24 protein-coding genes and 2 tRNA genes are annotated in these 23,711 nt (G+C 67.8%); 21 read left to right on the top strand and 5 right to left on the bottom strand.

Annotated features, from left to right (window positions below):
• Positions 1-21 precede the first annotated feature (21 nt).
• Positions 22-921 carry a subclass B3 metallo-beta-lactamase gene (bla, locus tag BGP17_RS17850; protein WP_286712957.1) on the bottom strand — a complete coding sequence of 300 codons (900 nt, stop codon included), beginning with the start codon at positions 919-921 and terminating at the stop codon, positions 22-24.
• An 89-nt stretch (positions 922-1,010) separates the two neighbouring features.
• Positions 1,011-1,229 carry a hypothetical protein gene (locus BGP17_RS17845; protein ID WP_167298296.1) on the bottom strand — a complete coding sequence of 73 codons (219 nt, stop codon included), beginning with the start codon at positions 1,227-1,229 and terminating at the stop codon, positions 1,011-1,013.
• A gap of 223 nt (positions 1,230-1,452) precedes the next feature.
• On the opposite strand from BGP17_RS17845, the gene BGP17_RS17840 reads away from it, so the two are divergent.
• The 4 genes from BGP17_RS17840 (at position 1,453) to BGP17_RS17825 (ending at position 8,353) form a co-directional block, all read left to right on the top strand.
• A complete protein-coding gene (locus BGP17_RS17840; protein ID WP_286712956.1) occupies positions 1,453-2,337 on the top strand; it encodes a DMT family transporter in 885 nt (294 codons plus the stop codon).
• A gap of 71 nt (positions 2,338-2,408) precedes the next feature.
• Positions 2,409-3,674 (top strand): metal-dependent hydrolase family protein, encoded by a 1,266-nt coding sequence (locus BGP17_RS17835; RefSeq protein ID WP_286712955.1) that lies wholly within the window; start codon positions 2,409-2,411, stop codon positions 3,672-3,674.
• Between the two features lie 243 nt (positions 3,675-3,917).
• A complete protein-coding gene (locus BGP17_RS17830) occupies positions 3,918-5,516 on the top strand; it encodes a beta-helix domain-containing protein (RefSeq protein WP_167298299.1) in 1,599 nt (532 codons plus the stop codon).
• An 86-nt stretch (positions 5,517-5,602) separates the two neighbouring features.
• Complete coding sequence (locus BGP17_RS17825) at positions 5,603-8,353, top strand: TonB-dependent receptor domain-containing protein (protein ID WP_167298300.1); 2,751 nt, start codon at positions 5,603-5,605, stop codon at positions 8,351-8,353.
• A gap of 100 nt (positions 8,354-8,453) precedes the next feature.
• Here the strand turns inward: BGP17_RS17825 and BGP17_RS17820 are convergent, their stop codons facing one another.
• Positions 8,454-9,125 (bottom strand): prolyl hydroxylase family protein, encoded by a 672-nt coding sequence (locus BGP17_RS17820; protein WP_286712954.1) that lies wholly within the window; start codon positions 9,123-9,125, stop codon positions 8,454-8,456.
• Between the two features lie 131 nt (positions 9,126-9,256).
• On the opposite strand from BGP17_RS17820, the gene BGP17_RS17815 reads away from it, so the two are divergent.
• From BGP17_RS17815 to BGP17_RS17755, 13 genes are all read left to right on the top strand, one after another.
• On the top strand, positions 9,257-10,378 hold the full coding sequence (locus tag BGP17_RS17815) for a GspE/PulE family protein (RefSeq protein WP_286712953.1): 1,122 nt from the start codon (positions 9,257-9,259) through the stop codon (positions 10,376-10,378).
• A gap of 57 nt (positions 10,379-10,435) precedes the next feature.
• A tRNA-His gene (locus tag BGP17_RS17810) sits at positions 10,436-10,512 on the top strand.
• A gap of 64 nt (positions 10,513-10,576) precedes the next feature.
• Positions 10,577-11,626 carry a Leu/Phe/Val dehydrogenase gene (locus BGP17_RS17805; protein ID WP_167298303.1) on the top strand — a complete coding sequence of 350 codons (1,050 nt, stop codon included), beginning with the start codon at positions 10,577-10,579 and terminating at the stop codon, positions 11,624-11,626.
• 332 nt (positions 11,627-11,958) lie between these two features.
• Positions 11,959-12,417: a carboxymuconolactone decarboxylase family protein gene (locus BGP17_RS17800; protein ID WP_286712952.1), complete on the top strand. Its 459-nt coding sequence runs from the start codon at positions 11,959-11,961 to the stop codon at positions 12,415-12,417.
• Positions 12,414-13,274, top strand: a complete 861-nt coding sequence (locus BGP17_RS17795; RefSeq protein WP_286712951.1) for a sigma-70 family RNA polymerase sigma factor — start codon at positions 12,414-12,416, stop codon at positions 13,272-13,274. The genes BGP17_RS17800 and BGP17_RS17795 overlap by 4 nt, the downstream gene beginning before the upstream one ends.
• Before the next feature lie 118 nt (positions 13,275-13,392).
• Positions 13,393-14,112: a heme ABC transporter permease CcmC gene (gene ccmC, locus BGP17_RS17790; protein WP_167298305.1), complete on the top strand. Its 720-nt coding sequence runs from the start codon at positions 13,393-13,395 to the stop codon at positions 14,110-14,112.
• Complete coding sequence (locus tag BGP17_RS17785) at positions 14,109-14,243, top strand: hypothetical protein (RefSeq protein WP_279589386.1); 135 nt, start codon at positions 14,109-14,111, stop codon at positions 14,241-14,243. The genes ccmC and BGP17_RS17785 overlap by 4 nt, the downstream gene beginning before the upstream one ends.
• A complete protein-coding gene (gene ccmE, locus BGP17_RS17780) occupies positions 14,240-14,674 on the top strand; it encodes a cytochrome c maturation protein CcmE (RefSeq protein ID WP_286712950.1) in 435 nt (144 codons plus the stop codon). Before BGP17_RS17785 ends, ccmE begins: the two co-directional genes overlap by 4 nt.
• 10 nt (positions 14,675-14,684) lie before the next feature.
• Positions 14,685-16,610, top strand: a complete 1,926-nt coding sequence (locus tag BGP17_RS17775) for a heme lyase CcmF/NrfE family subunit (protein ID WP_286712949.1) — start codon at positions 14,685-14,687, stop codon at positions 16,608-16,610.
• Positions 16,607-17,134, top strand: coding sequence for a DsbE family thiol:disulfide interchange protein (locus BGP17_RS17770; protein WP_167298308.1), 528 nt, complete (start codon positions 16,607-16,609; stop codon positions 17,132-17,134). Before BGP17_RS17775 ends, BGP17_RS17770 begins: the two co-directional genes overlap by 4 nt.
• On the top strand, positions 17,131-17,538 hold the full coding sequence (locus BGP17_RS17765; RefSeq protein ID WP_286712948.1) for a cytochrome c-type biogenesis protein: 408 nt from the start codon (positions 17,131-17,133) through the stop codon (positions 17,536-17,538). The genes BGP17_RS17770 and BGP17_RS17765 overlap by 4 nt, the downstream gene beginning before the upstream one ends.
• On the top strand, positions 17,538-18,200 hold the full coding sequence (locus tag BGP17_RS17760; protein WP_286712946.1) for a tetratricopeptide repeat protein: 663 nt from the start codon (positions 17,538-17,540) through the stop codon (positions 18,198-18,200). The genes BGP17_RS17765 and BGP17_RS17760 overlap by 1 nt, the downstream gene beginning before the upstream one ends.
• Before the next feature lie 47 nt (positions 18,201-18,247).
• The gene (locus BGP17_RS17755; protein ID WP_286712944.1) at positions 18,248-18,754 is read left to right on the top strand and encodes a GNAT family N-acetyltransferase; all 507 of its coding nucleotides are present in this window, start codon (positions 18,248-18,250) and stop codon (positions 18,752-18,754) included.
• A gap of 57 nt (positions 18,755-18,811) precedes the next feature.
• On the opposite strand, the gene ald is transcribed toward BGP17_RS17755, so the two are convergent.
• On the bottom strand, positions 18,812-19,918 hold the full coding sequence (ald, locus tag BGP17_RS17750) for an alanine dehydrogenase (protein WP_286712942.1): 1,107 nt from the start codon (positions 19,916-19,918) through the stop codon (positions 18,812-18,814).
• Between the two features lie 137 nt (positions 19,919-20,055).
• Between ald and BGP17_RS17745 the strand changes: the two genes are divergently transcribed.
• From BGP17_RS17745 to BGP17_RS17730, 4 genes are all read left to right on the top strand, one after another.
• A complete protein-coding gene (locus BGP17_RS17745) occupies positions 20,056-20,526 on the top strand; it encodes an Lrp/AsnC family transcriptional regulator (RefSeq protein ID WP_167298313.1) in 471 nt (156 codons plus the stop codon).
• A gap of 221 nt (positions 20,527-20,747) precedes the next feature.
• Positions 20,748-22,637 (top strand): potassium transporter Kup, encoded by a 1,890-nt coding sequence (locus BGP17_RS17740; protein ID WP_286713026.1) that lies wholly within the window; start codon positions 20,748-20,750, stop codon positions 22,635-22,637.
• Positions 22,634-23,146 carry a 2'-5' RNA ligase family protein gene (locus tag BGP17_RS17735; protein WP_286712941.1) on the top strand — a complete coding sequence of 171 codons (513 nt, stop codon included), beginning with the start codon at positions 22,634-22,636 and terminating at the stop codon, positions 23,144-23,146. Before BGP17_RS17740 ends, BGP17_RS17735 begins: the two co-directional genes overlap by 4 nt.
• 54 nt (positions 23,147-23,200) lie before the next feature.
• Positions 23,201-23,277 (top strand) — tRNA-Met (locus tag BGP17_RS17730).
• A 94-nt stretch (positions 23,278-23,371) separates the two neighbouring features.
• Here the strand turns inward: BGP17_RS17730 and BGP17_RS17725 are convergent.
• The gene (locus BGP17_RS17725; RefSeq protein WP_286712940.1) at positions 23,372-23,704 is read right to left on the bottom strand and encodes a LytTR family DNA-binding domain-containing protein; all 333 of its coding nucleotides are present in this window, start codon (positions 23,702-23,704) and stop codon (positions 23,372-23,374) included.
• Positions 23,705-23,711: the final 7 nt, after the last annotated feature.

Below are 23,711 nucleotides of genomic sequence, written 5' to 3'. Positions count from 1 at the left end.
CCCTTCATGCGCACCGGGCGGCTAGCGTGCCTTCCCTGCCTTCTCGTCGGCCAGCCGCTTGGCGAGCGCCGTCTCCGATCGGGCGGCATAGGCGCGACAGGCGCCGGGATCGATATAGGGGTTCGGCCGCGCGCCCTTGGCGAAGCGCGCATATTTCTCGACGCCGCCCGAATTGTCGGGATGCGCGCTGAACATGATGTCGCAGGGCATGGCGCGGAACCTGGCCTGAGAGGCGCGGAAGCTCGCGACCACTTCGGGATGGCGGGTGAAGCGATAGCCGTCGGCGGCGACTGGGTTGAGGCTTGCGGCGAAGACCATCGTCCTGCACGCGCGGCCCTCGCAGCTTCGCCAGGTCCAGCTCATGCTTCCCGGCGTGTGGCCCGGCGTGGCGCGCGCGGTGACGGTGACGTTGCCCAGCCGGATCGCCTCGCCATCCTTCACCACCCGTATCCGGGAGACGGCGGGGAAGGGCACCAGCCACGCCGCTTGCGGATCGTCCGCGCTGCTCATGCCGCGCTTGAGCGATGCCGCGGCCCAGGCGCTCGCCAATATCGTGGCGCCGCTGTCGCGCGCCAGGGCGGCCAGCCCGCCGGCATGATCGAAATGCGGCTCGGTGCTGAGGATCAGCTTCACGTCCTCGATACGATAGCCGAGCGTCTTCAGGTTCGCCTCGATCGCACGGACCGATTGCGGCACCGCGCCGTCGATCAGGATCAGCCCCTTGCCGGTGTCGATCAGGCCGACATTCATCCCCTGGAAGCCGACCAGATAGCTGTTGCCATGAACCCGGATCGGCGCTTGCGGACCGATCCACTTGGCGGCGGCCTGGGGTTCGATCGGGCGCGTGAGGGGATCGTCCTGCTGCTGCGGCGCGGGCGCGGCGGCGAGCAGGGCGAGCGCGGCGAGGTGGATCGGCTTCATCCTGGGCTCCTTGGTTTGATGCCCGGCGAAATGATCCGCCGGGCACCGCGCGCGCAAACCACCATTTCTCGGAAGAGCCATTAGCTGGATTAATGGATGAAGGCTCGGAGCCATTTCCCGATCATTGCCATCCCGGCCCTTGCGAGGACGACGGGAGAGGGCGAGGCGGCACGAAGCGAGCGGGCCGGGCGGGGCAGGCGCTTGCCTTGGGCAGTGGCGACCGTGGCGGCGGCGGCGGGATTCTGCTGCTGCGGCGGCGCGGGCGCGGCGGCGAGCAGGGCGAGCGCGGCGAGATGGATCGGCTTCATCCTGGGCTCCTTGGTTCGATGCCCGGCGAAATGATCCGTCGGGCAGCGTGCCCGCAAGCCATCATTTCTTTTGAAGAACGATTGGCTGGATTGATGGCTGAAGACCTGACCCCGCTTGCAGGCCATCGCCATCGCCATCCCGGCCGTGGCGAGAATGCGGTTCGCGAGGGTGCGGGAAGCGGGTAAGGCGGCGCGAATCGAGGGGATCGGGTGGAGTAGGCGCGTGCTCTGGGCGGTGGCGACGGTGGCGGCGGCGGCATTTCAGGTGGGCCGCAACGCGCTTCAGCGCGGCATGATGTCGAACACCGGCCCCTGGGGCGCGACGCTCGTGCGTTTCCTGTTCGGCCTGCCCTTCTCGCTCGCTTTCACCGCGATCGCGGTGGCGGTCACGCCGCATGTCGCGCCCCAGTTCGGCTGGGCGTTCTGGTGGCCGGCGCTCGCCGGGGCATTGGCGCAGGTGATCGCCACTGCCGCGCTGCTGCTCGCGATGCACCATGCCGGCTTCGCGGTGGGCACCGCGCTACAGCAAAGCTCGGTCCCGCTTGCCGCCACCGTCGGCCTGCTCGTCTTCGGCGACAATCTTTCCGCGCTCGGCTGGTCGGGCGTGGCGGTGACGACGCTGGGGCTCGCGGTGCTGGTCTGGCCGAAGCGAGTCGAGGGCGCGCATCATCCGGTGCTCGGCATTGCGTTCGGCGTCGCCTCGGGCCTGTTGTTCGGTTTCGCGCTCAACGCGTTCCGCCACGCCGGGCTGCGGCTGGAGCCGCATCACCCCTTCTTCTCGGCGATGGCCTGTGTCGCGATCGTCCAGGCGGTGCAGGCGGCGGGGCTGGGGGCCTATCTCGCGCTGCGCGATCGGGCCGCGCTCGTCGCGGTGGTCGCCGGCTGGCGCGGGTCGCTGGGCGCCGGCCTGTTCGGCGCGCTTGCCTCCTCGGGTTGGTTCCTCGCGCTCAATCTGGCGCCGGCCGCCGCGGTGCGCGCGCTCGGCGTGATCGAGATGCCCATCGCCGCGGCCGCCGGCCACCGGCTGTTTCGCGAGGCGCTGAGCCTGCGTCAGGGGCTCGGCGTGATCCTGATCACCGCGGGCGTGGCGATGACGGCAATGTACTGAAGGCCCTCCTCTCCGGGGAAGGGCCGAAGGAAGGGCTGGCGTGGGCCTGCCGCCTTTGCCAGTCTCGTGGCATGACCAAGCCCTGCCGCCTGCTCGCCGCGCTTCTGCTGCTCGTTCCCGGGACTGCCTTCGCGCAGAAGGCGGCGGTGCTGCTCGTCCCCGACCGCGTCTTCACGGCAACCGATCGCGCGATGCATGAGGGCTGGAAGGTCCTTGTCGCCGACGGCAGGATCGTGGCGGTCGGCCCCGATGTCGCCGCGCCTGCCGGGGCCGAGACGCGGGCGCTGCCCGGCACGACGCTGCTGCCCGGCCTGATCGATCTCCACGTCCATCTCTTCCTCCATCCGTATGACGAGACGAGCTGGAACGACCAAGTGATGAAGGAGCCGCTGGCGCTCCGCACCGCCCGGGCCGTCGCGCATGCCCGCGCGACGCTGATGGCAGGCTTCACCACGGTCCGGGATCTCGGCACCGAAGGCGCGGGGGAGGCGGATGCCGGCCTCAAACAGGCGATCCAGCAGGGGATCGTGCCCGGCCCGCGCCTGTTCATCGCCGGTCGGGCGCTGGTCGCCACGGGCGCCTATGGCCCCAAGGGCTATGCCTATGACGTTCCGCAGGGCGCCGAGGAAGCGAGCGGAGAGGGGATAGTCGCGGCGGTCCGCCGGCAGATTGCGCATGGCGCGGACTGGGTGAAATTCTACGCCGATTATCGCTGGGGCCCGGGCGAGCCCAGCCGCGCGACCTTCAGCATCGACGAACTCGCGGCCGGCATCGCCGCCGCGCACGACGCCGGGCGCAAGGTCGCGGTGCATGCCAGCACGCCCGAGGGAATGCGCCGCGCGATCCTGGCCGGGGCCGACACGATCGAGCACGGCAATGACGCCACGCCGGCGGTGTTCGCCCTGATGAAGGCGCGCAATGTGGCCTTTTGCCCCACGCTTGCCGCCACCGACGCGATTGCCCGTTATGGCGGCTGGAGCGGGGGCGCGCCCGAGCCCGAGCCGGTCCGCGCCAAGCGCGCCAGCTATGCCGCCGCGCTCGAATCGGGCGTGAGGATGTGCGTCGGAGGCGACACGGGCGTGTTCGCGCACGGCGCAAACGCGCGCGAGATCGCGCTGATGGCTGCATGGGGGATGAAGCCGCTCGACGCGCTCTGGACGGCGACGGCCGGGAACGCGGCGCTGCTCGGGCTGGGCGACGAGATCGGCGCCATCGCCCCCGGGCGAATCGCCGATCTGGTTGCCGTCACCGGCGATCCCGCCCGGGACATCGGCGCGCTCGAACGGGTGGCCATGGTGATGCAGCGCGGCCATCTTGTCCGGGCGCCCGGCGAGTGACATGATGCTTTCATCGGCACTTCATGAAACGGAAGTGCGAGCGTTCGGTCCTCGACGCATCGCCTGGCCGGCATTGCCGGGTACGTCGTAATATTATTGTCGTTTTTCTGTAATCAAACAGACGCTCATGACTCATGTACGTGTCATTATCCCGGCCTAACCCCGGCCCGGGCGCAAAGGGGGCAATCGTTTCGATAGCCGCGCGCCCGGATCAGCAACGATACGACCGGGAGTTTTTGCGCGATGGCGAGCTTCAAGCGCTTCGGCCTCATTCTCATGACGACAGCCGCCTCTGCGGCACTCTCCGCGTGTAACGGCGCGGGCAATGTGGCATCCCCGGGCGCCGGCAGCGTCGTCATCGTGACGCCGACGCCGACTCCGCCGGCGACGCCCACGCCGACGCCGACGGCGCCGATCACCGCGGCCCAGTTCGCGGCGGTCACGACGCAGAACGGCCTCAGCGTCACGGCGCAGGAGCAGCTCGACATCGTCAATGCGGGCTCGAACAACAACGTCAACGGCACCAACCAGCTGAACGGCATCTTCCCGGTCAGCGCGACGTCGCTGACGCCGGCCTTCAACCCGGCTACGCTCAACCCCTTCTTCGTCAGCACCAATTATGTCGGGGCGCTCAACGGCCCGACCGACACGGCGTTCGACGGCTGGACCTGCAACTCCACCACGGCCAATTTCGGTGCGACCAGCGCCAATTGCACCGCCGTTCCCGCGATCGGCAGCGGCGGCTCGAGCGCCGTGTGCCCGGCCGGCACCACCGATGACGGCCTGACCCAGACCTTCCGCCTGTGCCGCCTGCCCCAGGCGATCACCACCGATCTGACGCTGCCGAAGATCGCCGGCGTGGTCTATCGCCTGCGCGGCCAGACCGAAGTCGGCACCGATCAGGGCGCGACCGGCGGCGCGGGCGTGACGCTCACCATCGCGGCCGGCGTCGTCATCGCGGCCGACTCGACCGAGCCGACCAACGACCTGCTGCTCGTCAATCGCGGCTCGAAGATCCAGGCCGTCGGCACGGTCACCCAGCCGATCATCTTCACCTCGCAGCAGAACCTCGCCAACAACGGCGTCAGCGACGTGACCCAGGGCCAGTGGGGCGGCATCATCCTGCTCGGCCGCTCGACCACCGCGGTGTGCGCCTCGGGCACCGGCGGCAGCAGCGGCACGCCCTGCCAGCAGGCGATCGAGGGCGTGACGGGCCGCTTCTATGGCGGCACCAACGAAGCCGACAGCAGCGGCCAGATGTCCTTTGTCCAGATCCGCTATACCGGCATCGCCATTTCCGACGGCAACGAGCTCCAGGGCCTGACCCTGGGCGGCACCGGCTCGGGCACGATCATCGACCATGTCCAGAGCCACAATTCGGCGGATGACGGCGTCGAGATCTTCGGCGGCACCACCAACCTGAAATATTTCGCGGTGACCGGCGCCGACGACGACGGCTTCGACGTCGACAATGGCTGGCGCGGCTTCATGCAGTTCATCATCGCCGCGCAGAAGGTGTCGGGCGCGACCGCCGACTCCTTCTCGACCGAGATCGACTCGAACGGCGCCGAGGACCTGCTGCCCCGCACCTGGGGCCGCTACGCCAACTTCACCTTCATCCAGACCGCGCTGGCGCCGGCTGCCATCCGCATCCGCGGCGGCGCCGACTTCAACTTCGTCAACGGCATCGTGAAGACTCCGGCCAACGTGGCCTGCGTCAACATGGTCGCGGGCGAGACCAGCGCCAGCGATCGCTCGACGATCCGCCCGGCCAACCCGGCGCTCCAGGATCAGGGCCCGCCGGTGTTCAACTCGGTCTATTTCAGCTGCAACGGCCGCTGAGGCCCCTGCAGCTCGTGCGGAAACTGTCGGGGCGGCGAAATCCGCTGCCCCGACATTGCTCATAAATTCTACTGGGTGACACGGCCATGCAGCGACGCCTTGCTTACGCCACGCTTCTTCTCCTGACGTCTCAACTCGTCTCTCCGGCCGCGCTCGCCCAGACGACGGGGCAAACGGCGCCCGCGCCGTCCACCACCGATGCGCAGGCGGAGCAGAAGACCCCCGAGGTCTCCGCGCCGGGCGTGGACATGGACGTGACCGACATCGTCGTGGTCGGGCGCCATATCCCGAACGTCGTGCGCGCCACCCCGCAAGTGGTGTCGGTGCTGTCGAGCGAGGACATCGCGCGCACGGGCGAGGGCGATATCGCCGGCGCGCTGACTCGCGTCACCGGCCTCAGCGTCGTGGGCGGCGGCTTCGTCTATGTCCGCGGCCTCGGCGATCGCTATTCCTCGTCGCTGCTCAACGGTTCGGCCCTGCCGAGCCCCGAGCCGCTGCGCCGCTCGGTGCCGCTCGACATCTTCCCGACCTCGATCGTCGGGTCCGCGCTCGTCCAGAAGACCTATTCGGTCAACTATCCGGGCGAATTCGGCGGCGGCGTCATCAACCTCACCACCAAGGCGATTCCCGACAAGGACTTCGTGACGATCGGCGGGTCGATCTCGGCCGACACGGCGACGACGAGCGAACTCGGCTATACCTATTTCGGCAGCAAGACCGACTGGCTGGGCTTCGACAAGGGCACGCGCAGCGTGCCCGATTTCATCCGCAACGCCCCGGCCGGCTCGGGCCTGATCCCCGCCGGGCAGGTGCTCCAGCTTTCCAATGCCTCGACCACGCTGCTCCAGCGCAACGATCATCTTCCGGCCAATTGGTCGGGGGAGATCAGCACGGGCATGGCGTTCGATCTGGGGTCGGACCGGCTCGGCGTGATCACCTCGGTCGGCTACAGCAATACCTTCCGGACCCGTTCGATCCGCCAGCAGGACAGCGTGACCGAGAATGGCGCGATCCGGAACGACTTCCACACGTTGATCACCGACAATCGCATCATCGGCAACGCGCTGCTCGGGCTCGGCTATTCGTTCGGCGACAGCACGATCCGCTGGACCAACGTCTATATCCGCGACGTGCTGAAGCAGGGCCGCGGCTCGGCGGCGACGATCTACAACAATGCCAGCGGGCTGCGATTCCAGCAGAACACCAACTGGTTCGAACGCCAGCTGTTCGAGAGCCAGCTGGTGGGCGAGCTTCGCTTCTCGCCCGCGCTCAGGCTCGATCTGCGCGGCGCCTATGCCAATTCGAAGCGGAACGCGCCCTATGAGCGCCAGTTCGACTATCTCTGCTCGCCGACGACCACGACCGGGGCTCCGGCCAAATATGACGGCGGCAATGGCATCGGCGGCTTCCAGTGCGATGGCGTGTACCAGGTCACGCAGCGCTTCTCGCCCTTCGCTTCGATCATCTTCTCGGATCTGAACGAGGATCTTTGGACCGGCCAGGCGGACCTGGTCTACAAGCTCGATCCGATCCCGCTCACCCTGTCGGCGGGTTATTTCTATTCGGATACCAGTCGCTTCTCGCGGCGCCTGCAGTTCAACTACCAGACCAGCGCCGGTGGCGGCACCGCGCCGGGCTATCCGTACAATCTGCTGCGTCCGGACTATCTGCTCAGCCCCGATGTGGTGAACAACGCCTGCCCGCAGGTAGGCCGCGGCGCCTGCACCATCGAGATGCAGTTCAACACGCCGCTCGGCGCCTATGCCTATGATGCGAAGCTGCGCATCAACGCGGGCTATTTCCAGGCCGAGACCGAGGCGCTGGACGGGCTGCGCGCAGTGGCGGGCGTCCGCTACGAGAAGGCCGAGCAGAGCGTCACGCCGGTCGGCACGATCGGCAAGCGCCTGAACAACGACTATTTCCTGCCGGCGATCACGGTCACCTGGAACTTCGCGGAGAACATGCAGCTGCGCAACAGCTTCTCGAAGACCATCTCGCGCCCGCAGTTCCGCGAACTGGCGCCGCAGCAGTTCCGCGATCCGGACTCGGATCGCCTCTTCTTCGGCAACCCGCTGCTGCGCGACTCGGAACTCTATAATTTCGAGACGCGCTTCGAGTGGTTCTTCGCGCGCGACCAGCGCTTCACGCTGGCGGGCTTCTACAAGCGGATCTCGAATCCGATCGAGCAGGTGGGTTTCTACACCGGCGCCGACGATCGCTTGCAGACCGGCTTCACCAACCTGCCCAAGGCGAAGCTCTATGGCGGCGAAGTCGAGGTGCAGAAATATTTCCCGCTCGATACGCTGGGGGGCTTCTTCAGCACCCGCCGCGCGCTGGTGATCGCGAACTACACCTATACCCATTCGTCGATCACCGCCGACAGCAGCTGCGCGCCCAACGTGCTGAACCAGACGCTGGCGGGTTGCCCCACCGGCTTTGGCCCGGCCAGCCTGCAGTTCCGCGACGGGGCGCCGCTCACCGGCCAGTCGGACCATCTGGTCAACCTGCAGCTCGGCATCGAGGACACGCAGAGCCTGTCGCAGCTTACGTTCCTGTTCAACTATGCGAGCGACCGCGTGACCAATCGCGGCCCGTCGAACCTGTCGGGCAACGGGTTCCAGCCCGACATCATCGAGCGTCCGGGCATCCGGCTAGACATCGTCGCGCGTCAGGGCTTCGAACTGGCCGGCGGCAAGTTCGAGCTCAAGCTGGAGGGGCGCAACCTTACCCGCACCCGCTTCGACGAGCGGCAGACGTTCCCGAACGGCAATGTCGTGCTGGTGAATCGCTACAATCTGGGCCGGGTCTTCACGCTCGGCGTCAGCACGACCTTCTGATCCGAAATCCGGAAACGAAGCGGCCGGCGGGGTGCGAGCCCCGCCGGCCGTTCTTCACTCCGCGTCTCTCGACTCCCTTCGAAGCGCGGCGCCGTGCGGCTCACCAGCCCCAGGGGCGCTCGCGATACCATTGGGTGACGACATATTTCAGGCCCGCGCGCACCTTCATCGCATGGTGGAGAGTGGAAGGGTTGGGCGTGCCGTCCGGACGCAGATTGTTCCAGGCGATCACCTTGCCGATCTCGGGCTGGATGATCTTGTCGATTGCCTTGAACCGCGTTGCGCCGCCGGCTTCGACTTCGTTGAGATAGAGCATCACCGTCCAGGTCCGCTGCCCGGCGACCGCGCAATATTTCTCGAAATCGCGGCCCTGCGGCTCGAAATAGTCGGTGTGCGCCTTGAACTCCTGACCGATGTCGTAGCGCTGGCCCTGCATCGGCTCGCCATGGGTGGGATCGAGCCCGGTGAACGCCGTCATGCGCCGTTTCAGCTCCATCACCACCGGATCGTTCGAATTGAAGTCGCAGGTCTCGCTGGTGCGGAAGGCATAGTCGTCGTTCGCGTCGGCAATGGTCGAAGGGCGCCGCTCCGCATCGATCTTGATCATGAGAAGCTGGCAGAGCTCGGGTTCGAGGAAGTTCTTGGCGATGAACATCGCGATCTTGGGATGCGGCACGCGCTGCACGCCGGGCCAGCGCATGATATGTTCGACGACCGGCTCGGACGGGTGGCCGGCGCCGAGATTGAGGAGCGGGGAGGCGGCATCTTGCATCGCGGCTTTCTGCCAAAAGCCATGCCGCGGCGCCAGTATCAAGCCGCGGCGCCAGTATCATGCCCTGGCGCCGGTATGACGCGAAATCGTCATAAAAGCGCAAGCGTCATGTCACATGATATGCCTAGCGCATGACGCTTCGCAGTGGGGACCCTATGGACATGGAAACCGAAGCGCCGGTGCCGGTGGCGGATACGCCCCAGCCGCCGGTCTTTCCGGCCCCCCATGCCGAATCTCCGGCGGAAGCGCTGATCGCCGAGGGGCGCCGCCGCCGCGCCTCGCACATCCATCTCGAGATCGGTCCCGCCGGCGCCACGGTGCGCATGCGCGTTGCCGGCCAACTCACCGAGCCGCGCCGCCATCACGCCGATCGCACGCTCGCCGCCGCGCTCCGCAGCCTTGCGGAGGTGTCGGTGCTGGCGCAGGGCGAAGCGGAACGCTTCGTGCTGCGGCTGGACGGCGGCGAGCGGCGCGAGCGGGCGTTCGAGGCGATCGGGATGAGCCGCGCACTCGTCGACACGCTGCTGCCGGCACTGCGCCGGGGCGGCCTGGTGCTCGTCGCGGGGCCGGCGGGGTCGGGCCGCAGCACCACGATCGCGACGTTGCTCAAGCATTTCTCGGGCTCGACTCGCCACATCGCGACGATCGGCACCTTGCCCGTCGAAGGCGCGACGCGCATCGAGGGGTGCGCCGGCGCCGCCGCGATCCGCGCCGCGCTGGAGCAGGATCCGGATGTGATCGCGCTCGACGGCCTCGACGGGCGCGAAGCCGCCGCCGCGGCGGCCGAAGCGGCGGAGGCCGGGCATCTCGTCCTCGCTGCGATCGATGCGCCCGATGCCGTTTCGGCGATCCGGCGGATGCGCGACTGGCGCGTCGAGCCGTTCCGGCTCGCTTCCACCGTCGCCGCGGTGCTCGCCCAGCGCCTGGTGCAGCGGCTTTGCCCGGATTGCCGCCGCCCGGTGCAGGCCCAGGGATCGGTTTCGGCGCTGCTCGGTTTCGATTCGGGCGCGATCGTCTATGCGCCGGTGGGTTGCGAGAGCTGCGAGGGTACGGGCTTCGCGGGCGAGACCGGCGTGTTCGAGGCCATCGTCGCGGATGGCGCGATCCGTCGGCTGATCAACGACGGCGGAGACGAAGCCATTCTCGCGCGGCATGCCTTCCTGCGCGCGCCCAACCTCGGATCGGCGGCGCGGGCGCTGGTGCGCGAGGGGCTGACCACGCCGGAAGAGGCCGTGCGAATTTCACGCGGATAATTGCCCGCAATTATCTTGCGCTTCGCATCGGCCCCCGCTAAGCGCGCCTTCTTCACGGCGGTTGTAGCTCAGTTGGTTAGAGCATCGGTTTGTGGTACCGAGGGTCGCGGGTTCAAGTCCCGTCATCCGCCCCATTTCTTCCCCTCGTGACCGCGCGCGGCACATAGACGTGCGGCACTCTCCGCAGGAATGTAGCGCGTGATCACCGACTGGGGCTTCCCCGATTTCGACGACCATGAGGGCGTCCACCTGTTCAGCGACCGCGAGTCGGGGCTGAGCGCAATCATTGCGGTCCACTCGACCAAGCTTGGCCCCGCGGCCGGCGGGGTGCGTTTCTGGCATTATGCCGACACCCGCGCCGCGATCACCGACGCGCTGCGCCTGTCGCGCGGCATGAGCTACAAAAATGCGATGGCGAATCTGCCGCTCGGCGGCGGCAAGGGCGTGATCCTGGCGAGCCAGCCGGGCGCGACCGTAACCACGGCGCAGCTCGAGGCGTTCGGTCGCGCGGTCGAATCGCTGGGCGGCCGCTATGTCACTGCCGAGGATGTCGGCATGTCCGAGGCGCGGATGAAGGTCGTCGCGACTCAGACCCGCCACGTCTCCGGCCTGCCCGTTGCGGAAGGCGGGGCAGGCGGCGATCCCGGTCCGATCACTGCGCGCGGCGTCTATCTGGGCGTGAAGGCGGCGGCGAAGCGCGGCCTCGGCGCCGATTCGATGGCCGGGGTGCGCGTGGCGATCCAGGGCGTCGGCTCGGTGGGCGGCGGCGTCGCCCGGCTGCTCGCCAAGGAAGGAGCGAAGCTGACCCTCGCCGACGTCAATGCCGAGCGTGCCAAGGCGCTTGCGGCGGAACTCGGCGGCACGGCGATCGACGCGGCGGACATTCTCGGTATCGAGACCGACATCCTCAGCCCCAACGCGCTCGGCGCGATCTTCACCGAACAGTCGATCGCGGCGTTGAAGACCACCGTGGTGGCCGGCGGCGCGAACAACCAGCTCGCCACGCGGGCGGACGGCCAGCGGCTGCATGATCGCGGCATCCTCTATGCCCCCGATTATGTGATCAACGCGGGCGGCATCATCAATGTCGGCCTCGAATATCTGGGGCAGGGCAACATGGCCGAAGTGATGGCGCGCGTGGAGAAGATCCCCGAGCGCCTGGTCGAAGTGTGGGACGAGAGCGCCCGCACCGGCGACCCGCAGAGCGAAGTGGCCGATCGCATCGCCCAGCGGCTGATCGGGCGCTAAGGGCACAACCCGGACGGCGAATATCGGCGTTCCCGCAGGCGGGGATCCGGGGCGATATGGGAAGGCGATGCCATCGCGCGAACGCCTTCCGGAGCGGGTGTGACGTGCCACGCCCGCTCCGCGCATGGCCCTGGATGTTCGCCTGCGCGGGGACGACGAAGGAAATCGAGGTCCGGGCCGGGTTTTGATCCGGGTCCAGCCGCCGCCTCGGCGAACCCCCGGATCGCGGTCCGGCCGGGATGATTTTCCCCCGGGGCCAGAAAAATAGCATGGGCATGTCACATCCGGAGTGCCCGTCTCGTCATGCATGCGTCCAACCAAGGAGATGCATGATGACTGCCCGACTCGACCTGTTCGCCGCCGCCCCCGCCGAGATGAAGGCGTGGTACGAGATGTCGCTCAAGATCGCGCCCAAGCTCGAGCATGGCCTGCTCGAACTGGTGAAGATCCGGGCCTCTCAGATCAATGGCTGCGCCAATTGCCTCAACATGCACGTTGCCGATGCGCGCAAGGCCGGCGAGACCGAGCAGCGCATCTATCTGCTCAGCGCCTGGCATGAGGCGCCATGCTATACGCCGCGCGAGCGCGCCGCGCTGGCATGGACCGATGCGCTCACGCTGGTATCCACGGCGCGGGCGCCCGAGGATCTCTATCGGGAGCTCGCCTTCGAATTCAACGAGGAGGAGCAGGTGCAGTTGACCTTGATGATCAACGCGATCAACGGCTGGAACCGGCTCGCGGTGGCCTTCAACCTCTTCTACGAGGGCAAGCCCGCGGTGGTGGCGGCGTGAGCGGCGCGGACGCAGCGGCGAGCTTCGATCCGCTGCGTCCGCGGCTGGCGCGCATCGCCTATCGCATGCTCGGCTCGGTCGCGGACGCGGAAGACGTGGTGCAGGATGCGTTCCTGCGCTGGCTCGCCACCGATCGCGACGAGATCCGCGAGCCCGAGGCGTTCCTGCGCCGCGTGGTGACGCGCCTGTGCCTCGATCAGCTCAAGTCCGCCCGTGCCCGGCGTGAAACCTATGTCGGCCCCTGGCTGCCCGAACCCGTCGTCGAGGCGGAGGAGGAAGTGGAGGATGTGACGCTGCCGCTGCTGATGGCGCTGGAGCGCCTCTCGCCGCTGGAGCGCGCGGCCTTCCTGCTCCACGACGTGTTCGGCGTGAATTTCGACGAGGTGGGCGAGACGATCGGCCGGGATCCCGCCGCCGCGCGCCAGCTCGCCAGCCGGGCGCGCACCCATGTCCGCGCCGCCCGGCCGCGCTACGATCTGCCGAAGGAGAAGGGGCTGGAGATCGCCGCCGCCTTCTTCGCCGCGTCGCGCAGCGGCGACATGGGGGCGCTGCGCGGCCTGCTGGCGGCCGATGTGTCGCTCTGGTCGGATGGCGGCGGCAAGGTGCCGGCGGGCCTGAAGCCGATCCATGGCATCGAGGACATGATCAAGCTCCACAGCTCGCTCGCACGCTTCTTCGCCAAGGAGATGTCGCGCGTGGTGCGCTACGGCAGGATCAACGGCCTGCCGGGTTTCGTCACGATCGAGCCGGGCGGCGTGCTCCAGACGACGGCGCTGGCGATCGAGGACGGCCGGATCACGGGCATCTATGTGATGCGCAACCCGGACAAGCTGGGGCATCTGGGCGCGGTGCACTAGGTCGATCCCATCCCGCTCCAGGTGCGGTATTTGCGACCCCTCGCGCGGCCGGCGGGATCCTGTCGCTGGATATCGCGAGGCCATGGATTCCCGCCCGGAACCTCGCTAGTCATCGCGCGTGCCCGTCTTGCATGCCTTTGCCAATCCCGCGCGCTTCCTCAAGATTGCGCGGCCGCTGACGCCGATCCTGTTCTGGCTCGGCGTGGCGCTGGTGGCGTTCGGCTGCTGGGCCGGGCTCACGCTTACGCCACCCGACGCGGTGCAGAAGGAAAGCGCGCGCATCCTCTACATCCATGTGCCCAGCGCCTGGCTGGGCATGGGCGGGTGGAGCGGGCTGGCGATCGCGTGCCTGAGCTATCTCGTCTGGCGGCATCCGCTGGCGAGCGTCGCAGCGCGGGCGATCGCCCCGGCGGGGGCCACTTTCGCGGCGCTCTGCCTGCTCACCGGCTCGATCTGGGGGCGTCCGACCTGGGGCACCTGGTGGGAGTGGGACGGGCGGCTGACGAGCATGCTGCTGCTCTTCTTCGTCTACATTGCCTGGATCGCGCTGGATCGCGCCGACGCCGAGCGATCGGGCGACGGGCGGGTGCCGGCGCTGTTCGGCGTGGCGGGCAGCGCGCTGCTCCCCATCGTCCATTATTCGGTGATCTGGTGGAACACGCTCCACCAGGGCGAAAGCGTGCTGGCGGGCAAGATCCACCCCTCGCTCCTCTGGCCGCTCTTCTTCACGCTGGGCGGCTTCACCCTGGTCTTCGCCGGGGTGGTGCTGATGCGGATGCGGGCTATCCTGGCGGCGCAGAAGGTCGAGGCGCGGCTGCGGCGGATGGCGGCGGCATGAACCATTGGCCCTTCATCACTGCCGCCTATCTGCTGGTGCTGCTCGGCACCGGCGGGCTGGCGGCGTTCAGCTATGCCGCGATGCGCCGCGCCGAGGCGGCGGCCGCGGCGCTGCGGGGCGGCCGCGAATGAAGCCCAAGCATCAGCGGCTGGTGCTCGTGCTGCTCGCGCTGGGCGCGATCCTCGGCGCGTCGGCGCTCGCCATGTCTGCGCTCCGCGACCAGGCGGCGTTCTTCTATGCGCCGGGCGACGTGAAGGGAAAGCCGCTGCCGCTCGACCGGCATGTCCGCCTGGGCGGCATGGTCGAGAAGGGTTCGATCCGGCGTGCGGCCGACGGCGTTTCGATCCGGTTCGCGGTGACCGACGGCCAGGCGGTGGTCCCGGTCGCGTTCCGCGGAGTGACGCCGGACCTGTTCAAGGAGGAATCGGGCGTGGTGGCGGAAGGGCGATTCCAGCCGGACGGCAGCTTCGTCGCCGACAATATTCTTGCCAAGCATGACGAGCGCTACATGCCGCCCCAGGCCGCCGGCAACATGCACGAGACGAAGACGCTAGCCCAATGAGGATGTGGCAATGATCGCCGAAGCCGGCCTTGCCGCGCTGTGGCTCGCGACGGGCTTCGCGCTCGTGCAGGTGCTGCTGGCCTGGGGCGCGGCCAAGGGCGCCGACCAGGCCGGCGGGCCGATGGTGATGGCGGCGCTTCGCCGCGTCGCGATCGTCCAGGGCCTGCTGGCGCTCGCCGCCTTCTTGCTGCTGGTCACGCTGTTCGTGCAGTCGGACATGTCGGTGCTGCTCGTCGTCGAGAACAGCCATTCGATGAAGCCGCTGATCTACAAGATCGCCGGTGCCTGGGGGAATCACGAGGGCTCGATGCTCCTGTGGGTCACCGTGCTGGCGATATCGGGGGCGGGCGTGGCGCTGTTCGAGAAGCGGCTGCCCCGTGGCACGCTCGCCGCGACGCTGGGTGCCCAGGCGGCAATCGCGATCGGCTTCTATGCCTTTCTCGCCTTTGCCTCCAACCCGTTCGTCCGGGTGAGCCCGCCGCCGCTCGACGGGCAGGGGCTCAACCCGCTGCTGCAGGATCCTGGGCTCGCCTTCCACCCGCCGACGCTCTATCTCGGCTATGTCGGCCTGTCGGTGGCGTTCAGCTTCGCGGTGGGCGCCCTGCTGATGCGCGACGTTGGCCCCGCCTTTGCCCGGGCGATGCGGCCCTGGGTGCTGGCGGCCTGGATATTCCTCACCATCGGCATCACCGCCGGCAGCTATTGGGCCTATTACGAGCTCGGCTGGGGCGGCTGGTGGTTCTGGGACCCGGTGGAGAATGCCTCGCTGATGCCGTGGCTGGCGGCGACGGCGCTGCTCCATTCGGTGAGCGTGCTCGCCACCCGCGACGGCCTGCGCGCCTGGACGGTAATGCTGGCGGTGGTCGCCTTCTCGATGTCGATGATCGGCACCTTCCTGGTCCGTTCGGGCATCCTGATCAGCGTCCATGCCTTTGCGGTCGACCCCACCCGGGGCGGCTTCATCCTCGCCCTGCTCGGCCTCTATATCGGCGGGGCGCTGGCGCTGTTCGGCGCGCGGATCGGCACGGTGAAGCAGGGCGCCACCTTCGAGCTGGTCAGCCGCGAAGGTGCGCTGGTGCTCAACAACCTGCTGCTCTCGGTGATCCTCGGCGTCGTCTTCATCGGTACGCTCTACCCGCTCGTCGCCCAGGCTGCCGGCGTCCAGCTCTCGATCGGCGCGCCCTTCTTCGAGAAGGCGGCGGTGCCGGTCGGTCTCGCGCTCGTCGCCGCCACCGCGGCGGGGCCGCTGCTCAAATGGCGCCGCGACCAGTGGAACGCGCTGTTCGGCAAGCTGCTCGTGCCCGTCGGCGTGGCGGGGGTCGCCTTCGCCCTGGTCTTCGCGCTGGGCGGGGCGCAGTGGCTGCCGGCGCTGGTGCTCGGACTGGCCGCCGGCCTGGCCGTTGCCAGCGTCATTCCGCTCATCCGTCGCAACCTGCGCCGCACGCCGCTGCACCTCTACGGGATGGTCGTCGCGCATCTCGGCATCGCGGTGAGCATCGCCGGCATGGCCGCGGACGGTGCGTTCAAGGTCGAGCGGCTGGCGGCGATCGCGGTTGGGCAGAACGTCTCCGTCGGCCCATATCGCGTCGAGCTGCTCGAGGTGCGGCCCGCGGTGGGGCCCAACTGGTCGGCGCTCGAGGCGCATCTCAAGGTGACGCGCATCGGGAGCGCGCCCTTCGACCTCTTCCCGCAGCAGCGCTTCTTCGCCAACCCGCCGACCAACACCAACGAGGCCGCGATCGCGACCGAGCTGGACGGCCAGCTCTACACCGTGATCGGCCAGGGTGACGGCGAGGGGCGCTGGCAGATCCGGGCCTGGTGGAAGCCCTTCGTCACGCTGATCTGGGCGGGCGGGGCGATGATCGCGCTGGGCGGGCTGCTCTCGCTGATCGGGCGAGTGCGGCGGGAACGGCGCGATGCGGAGGAGGCGGCATGAGGCGATTGCTGATCTGGGCACCGCTGGCGCTGTTCGCCCTGATCTTCGGGCTGGTCGCGGCCGGGCTGATCAAGCCGGCGGACCGGACGATCCGCTCGGGGATGATCGGCAAGCCGCTGCCCGAGCTCGCGATGAAGCCGCTGCTTCCCGGGCGGCCCGGCATCGCCACTGCCGACTTCGCTACCGGCAAGCCGCGCCTGCTCAATGTGTTCGCCAGCTGGTGCATCCCCTGCATCGCCGAGGCGCCGCAGCTGCTGAAGCTCAAACAGGCCGGGTTGGAGATCGATGCGATCGCGATCCGCGACACGCCGGACGCGGTGCGGGCCTTTCTCGCGCGGAACGGCGATCCCTATGCCCGGATCGGCGATGACCCCACCGGCAAGGCCCAGATCGCGCTCGGCTCGTCGGGGGTGCCCGAGACTTTCCTGATCAACGGCCGGGGCGAGATCGTCGACCAGCATATCGGCGATATCCGGGCGGACGATATTCCCGCGATACTGCGCAAGCTCGAGGCGGCGAAATGAGGCTTGCGGCCTTCCTTCTCGCGCTGCTCCTGGCAGCTCCCGCGGCGGCGGATTCGAACCGGCCGCCGGCGGCGCTGGCCTATACCCAGCTGCCCGACGCGGCGCAGGAGGCCAGGGCCAGGGCGCTGATGGAGACGCTGCGCTGCCTCGTCTGCCAGGGCCAGTCGATCGCCGATAGCGATGCCGAGATGGCCGGAGACATGCGCGCGCTGGTTCGCGAGCGTATCGCCAGGGGCGAGCAACCTGCGGCAATCCGCGGATATCTGATCCAGCGCTACGGCGACTATGTCACCTATGATCCGCCATTCAGCTGGGTGACCGCACCCCTCTGGATGGCGCCGGTGCTGCTGCTGGTCATCGGCCTGTTGCTGGCGCGGCGCCTGTTCCGCAGAAGGAGGGCGTGATGGGCTGGGCGATGCTCGCCTCGATGGCCGTCGTCGCGGTGCTGGCGCTCGTGCTGCTGCGCTATCCGCGCAAGCTGTGGACCGTCCCCGCCACGGCGCTCATGCTCGGCGCCGCGGGCTATGCCTGGCAGGGCAGCCCGGGCCTTCCCGGCCATCCCGTCGCGCCGGGCGGGCAGCGGGTCGCGGTCGACCAGGGGCTGATCGACTTGCGGGACGCGATGTTCGGCAAATACGGCACCTATGCCTGGAGCTATGGCAATCTGGCCGACGGCATGCTCCGCCAGGGCGATCGGGAGCGGGCAGTGAAGGTGTGGCAGGGCGCCGTGCGGCAGGTGCCCGGGGATGTCGCGCTATGGACCGGCTTCGGTTCGGCGCTCGCCGAATATGACGGCAACCAGATATCGCCGGCCGCGCAATTCGCCTTTGACAAGGCGCTGGCACTGAGCCCCGAGCATCCGGGGCCGCCCTTCTTCTACGGGCTCGCGCTGATCCGTGCGAATCGCTTCGCCGAAGCCGAGCCCTGGTGGGAGAAGGCCGTGGCGCTGACGCCGGAAAGGGCAAGCTACCGTCCGGCGCTGGTGGCGCGGCTGCTCACGCTCGAGATGTTCCTGCAGGAACAGGCCCGGCGAGAAGGGCGGCCGGCGGCCGGTCCGGCCCGCTAGGACATCAAGGGCTCGATCCCGGTTCCGGACCGGGCTAGCTGGCCGCCATGAATATCATCCAGCCCATCCGGATTCGCCGCGCGCATGCGGGGGATGCGCCGCGCCTGAAGGCCATCTTGCAGGACAGTTTCGAGAGCACCTGGCTACCGGTTCTGACGCCGGCCGCCGCGGCGAGCTATCGCATCGAGGATCGCGGGGCTCGCTATGTCGAGGAGAGCCTCGAGGCGTTCCGGGTTGCGGAAATCGAAGGTGTCGTCGCCGGCTTCGTGCATTGGCAGGGCGATTTCGTCGAAGGCCTCCATGTTCATGGGGATCATCGGCGACAAGGAGTCGGCAGGCTTCTGATGGATTGCGCCGAGCGGGCGATGGCCCTGGAGGGTTTCGCGGCGGTGCGCCTCGAGACCGACAGCTTCAATGTCGCCAGCCAGGCATTCTATCTCGGCCGCGGCTATGCCGAGCAGGCGCGCTATCCCGACGAGGAATGGGACAGCGGCTTCACGACCATCCTCTACGTCAAGCGGTTCGATCGCGGTCGGGACCCCGGGGCCGAATGAAACGAGCCGGGAAACGACGATCGTTCCCCGGCTCCGTGATCCTGTCCGAAGGCGCGATCAGCCCGCCCAGGCCTGGTAGGGCAGGTCGAGATCGTCGGCGACCGCCTTGAACGCGATCTTGCCCTTGTAGACGTTGAGGCCGTTGGCGAGATGCTTGTCGGCCTTCATCGCGCCCTCGGCGCCGAGGTTCGCCAGCTTGAGCACGAACGGCAACGTCGCGTTGTTGAGCGCGAAGGCCGAGGTGCGGGCGACCGCGCCCGGCATGTTGGCGACGCAATAATGGATCACGCCGTCGACTTCATAGACCGGGTTGTCGTGCGTGGTCGCATGGCTGGTCTCGAAGCAGCCGCCCTGGTCGATCGCGATGTCGACCAGAACCGAGCCGCGCATCATCGTCTTGAGCATGTCCTTCGTCACCAGCTTCGGCGCCGCGGCGCCCGGCACCAGCACCGCGCCGATCACGACCTGCGCGGTCTTCACCGCCTCGGCGATCGCGGCCTTGCTGGCATAGGCGGTCTTGATCTGGCTGCCGAAATGCATGTCGAGCTCGGCCAGCCGCTCGTTGTTGATGTCGTAGATCGTCACGTCGGCGCGCTGGCCGGTGGCCATCTGCGCCGCGTTGATGCCCGATACGCCGCCGCCCAGGATCGCGACCTTGCACGGCGCCACGCCCGGCACGCCGCCGAGCAGTTCGCCGCGGCCGCCCTGTTCCTTCTCGAGATAGTGCGAGGCGACCTGGATCGACATGCGGCCGGCAACTTCGCTCATCGGCTTGAGCAGCGGCAGCGCGCCCGAATTCGACGTCACCGTCTCATAGGCGATGCAGGTCGCGCCCGAGGCCATGAGGCCCTCGGCCTGGGGCTTGTCGGCAGCCAGATGGAGATAGGTGAAGAGGATGTGGCGCGGCTCGAGCAGCGCGATTTCCTGGGCCTGCGGCTCCTTGACCTTCACGATCATGTCCGAGCCCGCGAACACCGCGGCGGCGTCCGGCGCGATCTTCGCACCGACCTTGATATAGGCTTCGTCGTCGAAATCGATGCCGGTGCCGGCCTTGGTCTCGACCAGCACTTCGTGGCCGGCATGAACCAGTTCGGCCACGGAAGCCGGGGTCAGGCCGACGCGATATTCGTGATTCTTGATTTCCTTGGGAACGCCGATGCGCATGGGAACCTCTCCATGAATGCTATTGGCGCGCAGAATATAGCATGGCGAGCGGGGAATCCCTGCAAAGATATGACAGGGATGTGCGTTGCGTGCATGGAATTGCTGCAACGGGCATGGAAATCGGCTATCCATGCAACATGGACAGGATCGACGCAGCTATCCTCAAGTCGCTGGCCGCCGATGCGCGAGCGCCGGTGAGCGCCGTCGCCGCACAGGTGGGGCTGTCGCAATCGGCCTGCACGCGCCGGATCCAGGCACTGGAGGCGTCGGGCCATGTCCAGGGCTATGGGGCCCGCCTGGGGCATCGCCGGCTCGGCTTCCGGATCACCGCGCTGGTCGACATCACGCTGGGCACGCAGGTGGAGGAGGATCTGGCGCGGTTCGAGGCGGCGGTGGCGCAGATCGACGGGGTGGTGGAATGCGCACTGGTTTCGGGCGGGCAGGACTATCGGCTGAAGATCCTGGCGCGCGACCTGGACGATTATGAGCGGCTGCACCGCGAGCATCTGGGGAGACTGCCCGGCGTGGTGACGATCAATTCGAGCTTCGTGCTGCGCGCGGTGCCGACGCGCAGCGAGGCGGAGGCGCTGTTCGGGGGCGGGCGGTAACCGTCTTGCGAGAGTCCTCCGCCCGGGAACCCTTCAACCCCTTGCGCACCCGCCTGCGCGTAACGACATTCGTTGATTGCCGATGCTGCGCGTGCTAACCGCCCGCGCACTTTGAAGATCGAGAACGCAGGTCGCATGACCAGGTCCGTTTCCTCTCTGACGCGACACCCGCGCCCGTGAACACCCCTTCCGAGGGAGCCGCCGAGTCGGCTCCGGCACAGATCGACGCGCCCGCCGCGCATGCCCACAGCCATGACGCGACGTGGAAGCTCGCGATCGGCGCGATCGGCATCGTCTTCGGCGATATCGGCACGAGCCCGCTCTACGCCTTTCGCGAGACGTTCGACGGCCATCACAAGCTGGCGCTCGACACGCTCCACATCATGGGCGTGATCAGCCTGATGTTCTGGTCGATGATGGTGGTGGTGACGCTGAAGTACGTCACGATCATCATGCGGGCGGACAACAAGGGCGAGGGCGGCAGCCTGGCGCTGCTGGCGCTGATCTCGCGCAGCAGCGGCAATCCCAAGCGCTGGACGCAGGGCATCGTGCTGCTCGGCGTGTTCGCCACCGCGCTCTTCTATGGCGATTCGATGATCACCCCGGCGGTGTCGGTACTTTCGGCGGTGGAGGGACTCGCCGTCGCCGCGCCGGGATTCGGCAGGCTGGTGCTGCCGATCGCGGTGGTGATCCTGGTGCTGCTCTTCTCGATCCAGCGGACCGGCACCTCGCGGGTCGGCACGTTGTTCGGGCCGATCATGCTCCTCTATTTCCTGACGATCGCGACGCTCGGCACGCTCAGCCTGGTCCAGACGCCGACGATCCTCAACGCGCTCCTCCCGCACCATGCCTTCCTGTTCTTCGCCGAGGATCCGGTGCGGGCCTTCCTGGCGCTCGGCTCGGTCGTGCTGGCGGTGACCGGTGCCGAGGCGCTCTACGCGGATATGGGCCATTTCGGACGCAAGCCGATCCGCATCTCCTGGCTGTGGTTCGTGCTGCCGGCGCTCATCCTCAACTATATGGGGCAGGGCGCGCTGCTGATGCGCGAGGGCCATGCGGCGCTGCGCAGCCCGTTCTACATGCTCGCGCCCGAGGTGCTGCAGTTCCCGCTCGTCATCCTGGCGACGATGGCCGCGGTCATCGCGTCGCAGGCGGTGATCTCGGGCGCCTTCTCCGTCACCCAGCAGGCGATCCAGCTCGGCTTCGTGCCGCGCCTGCGCATCGAGCATACCAGCGCGTCCACCGCCGGCCAGATCTACATCCCGCTCATCAACTGGGCGCTGATGATCATGGTGATCCTGCTGGTGCTGGTGTTCCAGACCTCGTCGAACCTCACCGCGGCCTATGGCATCGCCGTCACCGGTGCGATGTTCATCGACAATTGCCTGCTCGCGGTCGTGCTGTTCGGGCTGTGGAAGTGGAAGAAGCGCTATGCGATTCCGCTGCTCGCGGTGTTCTTCACCGTCGACCTGACCTATTTCGCCGCGAACCTGACCAAGGTGCCCGATGGCGGCTGGTTCCCGCTTTTCGTCGGCTTCGTCGTGTTCACGCTGCTGACGACCTGGTCGAAGGGCCGCCAGCTGATGATCAATCGCCTCCGCGAGAGCGCGATGCCGATCAAGATCTTCATCACCTCCGCCGCCACCACGGCCACCCGGGTGCCCGGCACCGCGGTGTTCATGACCTCCACGCCCGAAGGCGTGCCGCATGCGCTGCTCCACAACCTCAAGCACAACAAGGTGCTGCACGACCGGGTGATCCTGCTCACCGTGAAGATCAAGGACGTGCCCTATGTCTCCGACGAGAACCGGATGATGATCGAGGATCTGGGCAAGGGTTTCCACCGCATGATCCTGGCCTATGGCTTCATGCAGGAGGCGGACGTTCCCGCGGCGCTCAAGTCGGTCAACGCCTGCGGCGCCGAGTTCAAGATGATGGAGACCAGCTTCTTCCTCGCGCGCCAGACGCTGCTGCCCTCCGCCCGGCCGGGGATGATGATCTGGCGCGAGAAGCTGTTCGCCTGGATGCTGCGCAACGCCGAAAGCGCGATGGAGTTCTTCCGTTTGCCCACCAACCGCGTGGTCGAGCTGGGCAGCCAGGTGGAGATTTGAGCGAGAGGCCGGCGCCGCTGGTCGTCACCGCGCTGTTCGGGCGCCAGGATCAGGCCTGGTTCAACGCGTTGCGCCGGGCGCATTACCCGCCCGAGCGCAACGTGCTCGATGCGCATCTGACGTTGTTCCACCAGCTGCCGCCTTCGGTGGCGGAGGAGCTCAAGCACCGGCTTTCGGTGGAGACCCGCGGCGTGCGCGCGCCGCGGGCCAAGGTGATGGGGCTGATGTCGCTGGGCGGCGGCGTCGCCTATCGAATCGATGCCCCCGAGCTGGTCGCGATCCGAGAGGGGCTGGTCGATGCGTTCACCGGGCTGCTGACGCCCCAGGATGCCGGCCGCTGGCGACCGCACGTCACCATCCAGAACAAGGTGCGGCCAGTGCTGGCCAAGGCGGTGCTGGCCGCGTTGGCGCGCGATTTCACGGCCCGCGAGGTGGAAATCGCGGGACTGGCGAGCTGGCATTATCGCGGCGGACCGTGGGAAATGCATTCGCGTCACATGTTCGCTTGACCTGCGATGAGGGCGGACCTATTGGGCCCCCTCGCTTCGGCGACAGCCTCTTGGGGCGGAGTAGCTCAGCTGGTTAGAGCAGCGGAATCATAATCCGCGTGTCGGGGGTTCAAGTCCCTCCTCCGCTACCATTCTTGGTAAGTCATTGAAAATAAATGACTTCATTCGCCGCAGCGGCTGCTGCGGCGTATCCGGCGATATGCTTAAGTACCTGAAATGCGGCGGCTATTGGGTGGGAAGCGGTCGTTCGGTGCCCGGTTTGCCGAGTGCCCTCAGGCGCTCCAGCGCCTGGGGAAAGCGGCGCGACAGCGGCACGGTCAGGGCGTCGATCTCGACTGCATGGTCGCCGGGGCCTTCCGGCCTCAGCCCTGTAACCTGCGCTGCGTTGACGACCCAGGATCGATGGGTGCGCACGAAGCCGCGTGAGCCGAGCTCTTCCTCGAGGACCGAGCGCGGCGAGCGCATCATCAACCTGCGTCCGTCGCGCAGGATGACGAAGTTGCGCGGGTCGCCCGATAGCGCAGCTATACCATCGTAGCGTTGAACCATACCGATCATCCGGAAT

The sequence above is a fragment of the Sphingomonas sp. 67-41 genome, assembly GCF_001899725.1.
Lineage (GTDB): Bacteria > Pseudomonadota > Alphaproteobacteria > Sphingomonadales > Sphingomonadaceae > Sphingomonas > Sphingomonas leidyi.
Note: the sequence above shows the minus strand (reverse complement) of the source record. Positions and strands in the feature narration are given on the sequence as shown.

What these genes read in the sequence shown, in the direction of transcription:
- bla (WP_286712957.1), bottom strand. Translation starts at nt 921, where the DNA reads ATGAAGCCGATCCACCTCGCCGCGCTCGCCCTGCTCGCCGCCGCGCCC.
- BGP17_RS17845 (WP_167298296.1), bottom strand. Translation starts at nt 1,229, where the DNA reads ATGAAGCCGATCCATCTCGCCGCGCTCGCCCTGCTCGCCGCCGCGCCC.
- BGP17_RS17835 (WP_286712955.1), top strand. Translation starts at nt 2,409, where the DNA reads ATGACCAAGCCCTGCCGCCTGCTCGCCGCGCTTCTGCTGCTCGTTCCC.
- BGP17_RS17830 (WP_167298299.1), top strand. Translation starts at nt 3,918, where the DNA reads ATGGCGAGCTTCAAGCGCTTCGGCCTCATTCTCATGACGACAGCCGCC.
- BGP17_RS17825 (WP_167298300.1), top strand. Translation starts at nt 5,603, where the DNA reads ATGCAGCGACGCCTTGCTTACGCCACGCTTCTTCTCCTGACGTCTCAA.
- BGP17_RS17820 (WP_286712954.1), bottom strand. Translation starts at nt 9,125, where the DNA reads ATGCAAGATGCCGCCTCCCCGCTCCTCAATCTCGGCGCCGGCCACCCG.
- BGP17_RS17815 (WP_286712953.1), top strand. Translation starts at nt 9,257, where the DNA reads ATGACGCTTCGCAGTGGGGACCCTATGGACATGGAAACCGAAGCGCCG.
- BGP17_RS17800 (WP_286712952.1), top strand. Translation starts at nt 11,959, where the DNA reads ATGACTGCCCGACTCGACCTGTTCGCCGCCGCCCCCGCCGAGATGAAG.
- BGP17_RS17785 (WP_279589386.1), top strand. Translation starts at nt 14,109, where the DNA reads ATGAACCATTGGCCCTTCATCACTGCCGCCTATCTGCTGGTGCTGCTC.
- ccmE (WP_286712950.1), top strand. Translation starts at nt 14,240, where the DNA reads ATGAAGCCCAAGCATCAGCGGCTGGTGCTCGTGCTGCTCGCGCTGGGC.
- BGP17_RS17775 (WP_286712949.1), top strand. Translation starts at nt 14,685, where the DNA reads ATGATCGCCGAAGCCGGCCTTGCCGCGCTGTGGCTCGCGACGGGCTTC.
- BGP17_RS17770 (WP_167298308.1), top strand. Translation starts at nt 16,607, where the DNA reads ATGAGGCGATTGCTGATCTGGGCACCGCTGGCGCTGTTCGCCCTGATC.
- BGP17_RS17765 (WP_286712948.1), top strand. Translation starts at nt 17,131, where the DNA reads ATGAGGCTTGCGGCCTTCCTTCTCGCGCTGCTCCTGGCAGCTCCCGCG.
- BGP17_RS17760 (WP_286712946.1), top strand. Translation starts at nt 17,538, where the DNA reads ATGGGCTGGGCGATGCTCGCCTCGATGGCCGTCGTCGCGGTGCTGGCG.
- BGP17_RS17755 (WP_286712944.1), top strand. Translation starts at nt 18,248, where the DNA reads ATGAATATCATCCAGCCCATCCGGATTCGCCGCGCGCATGCGGGGGAT.
- ald (WP_286712942.1), bottom strand. Translation starts at nt 19,918, where the DNA reads ATGCGCATCGGCGTTCCCAAGGAAATCAAGAATCACGAATATCGCGTC.
- BGP17_RS17745 (WP_167298313.1), top strand. Translation starts at nt 20,056, where the DNA reads ATGGACAGGATCGACGCAGCTATCCTCAAGTCGCTGGCCGCCGATGCG.
- BGP17_RS17725 (WP_286712940.1), bottom strand. Translation starts at nt 23,704, where the DNA reads ATGATCGGTATGGTTCAACGCTACGATGGTATAGCTGCGCTATCGGGC.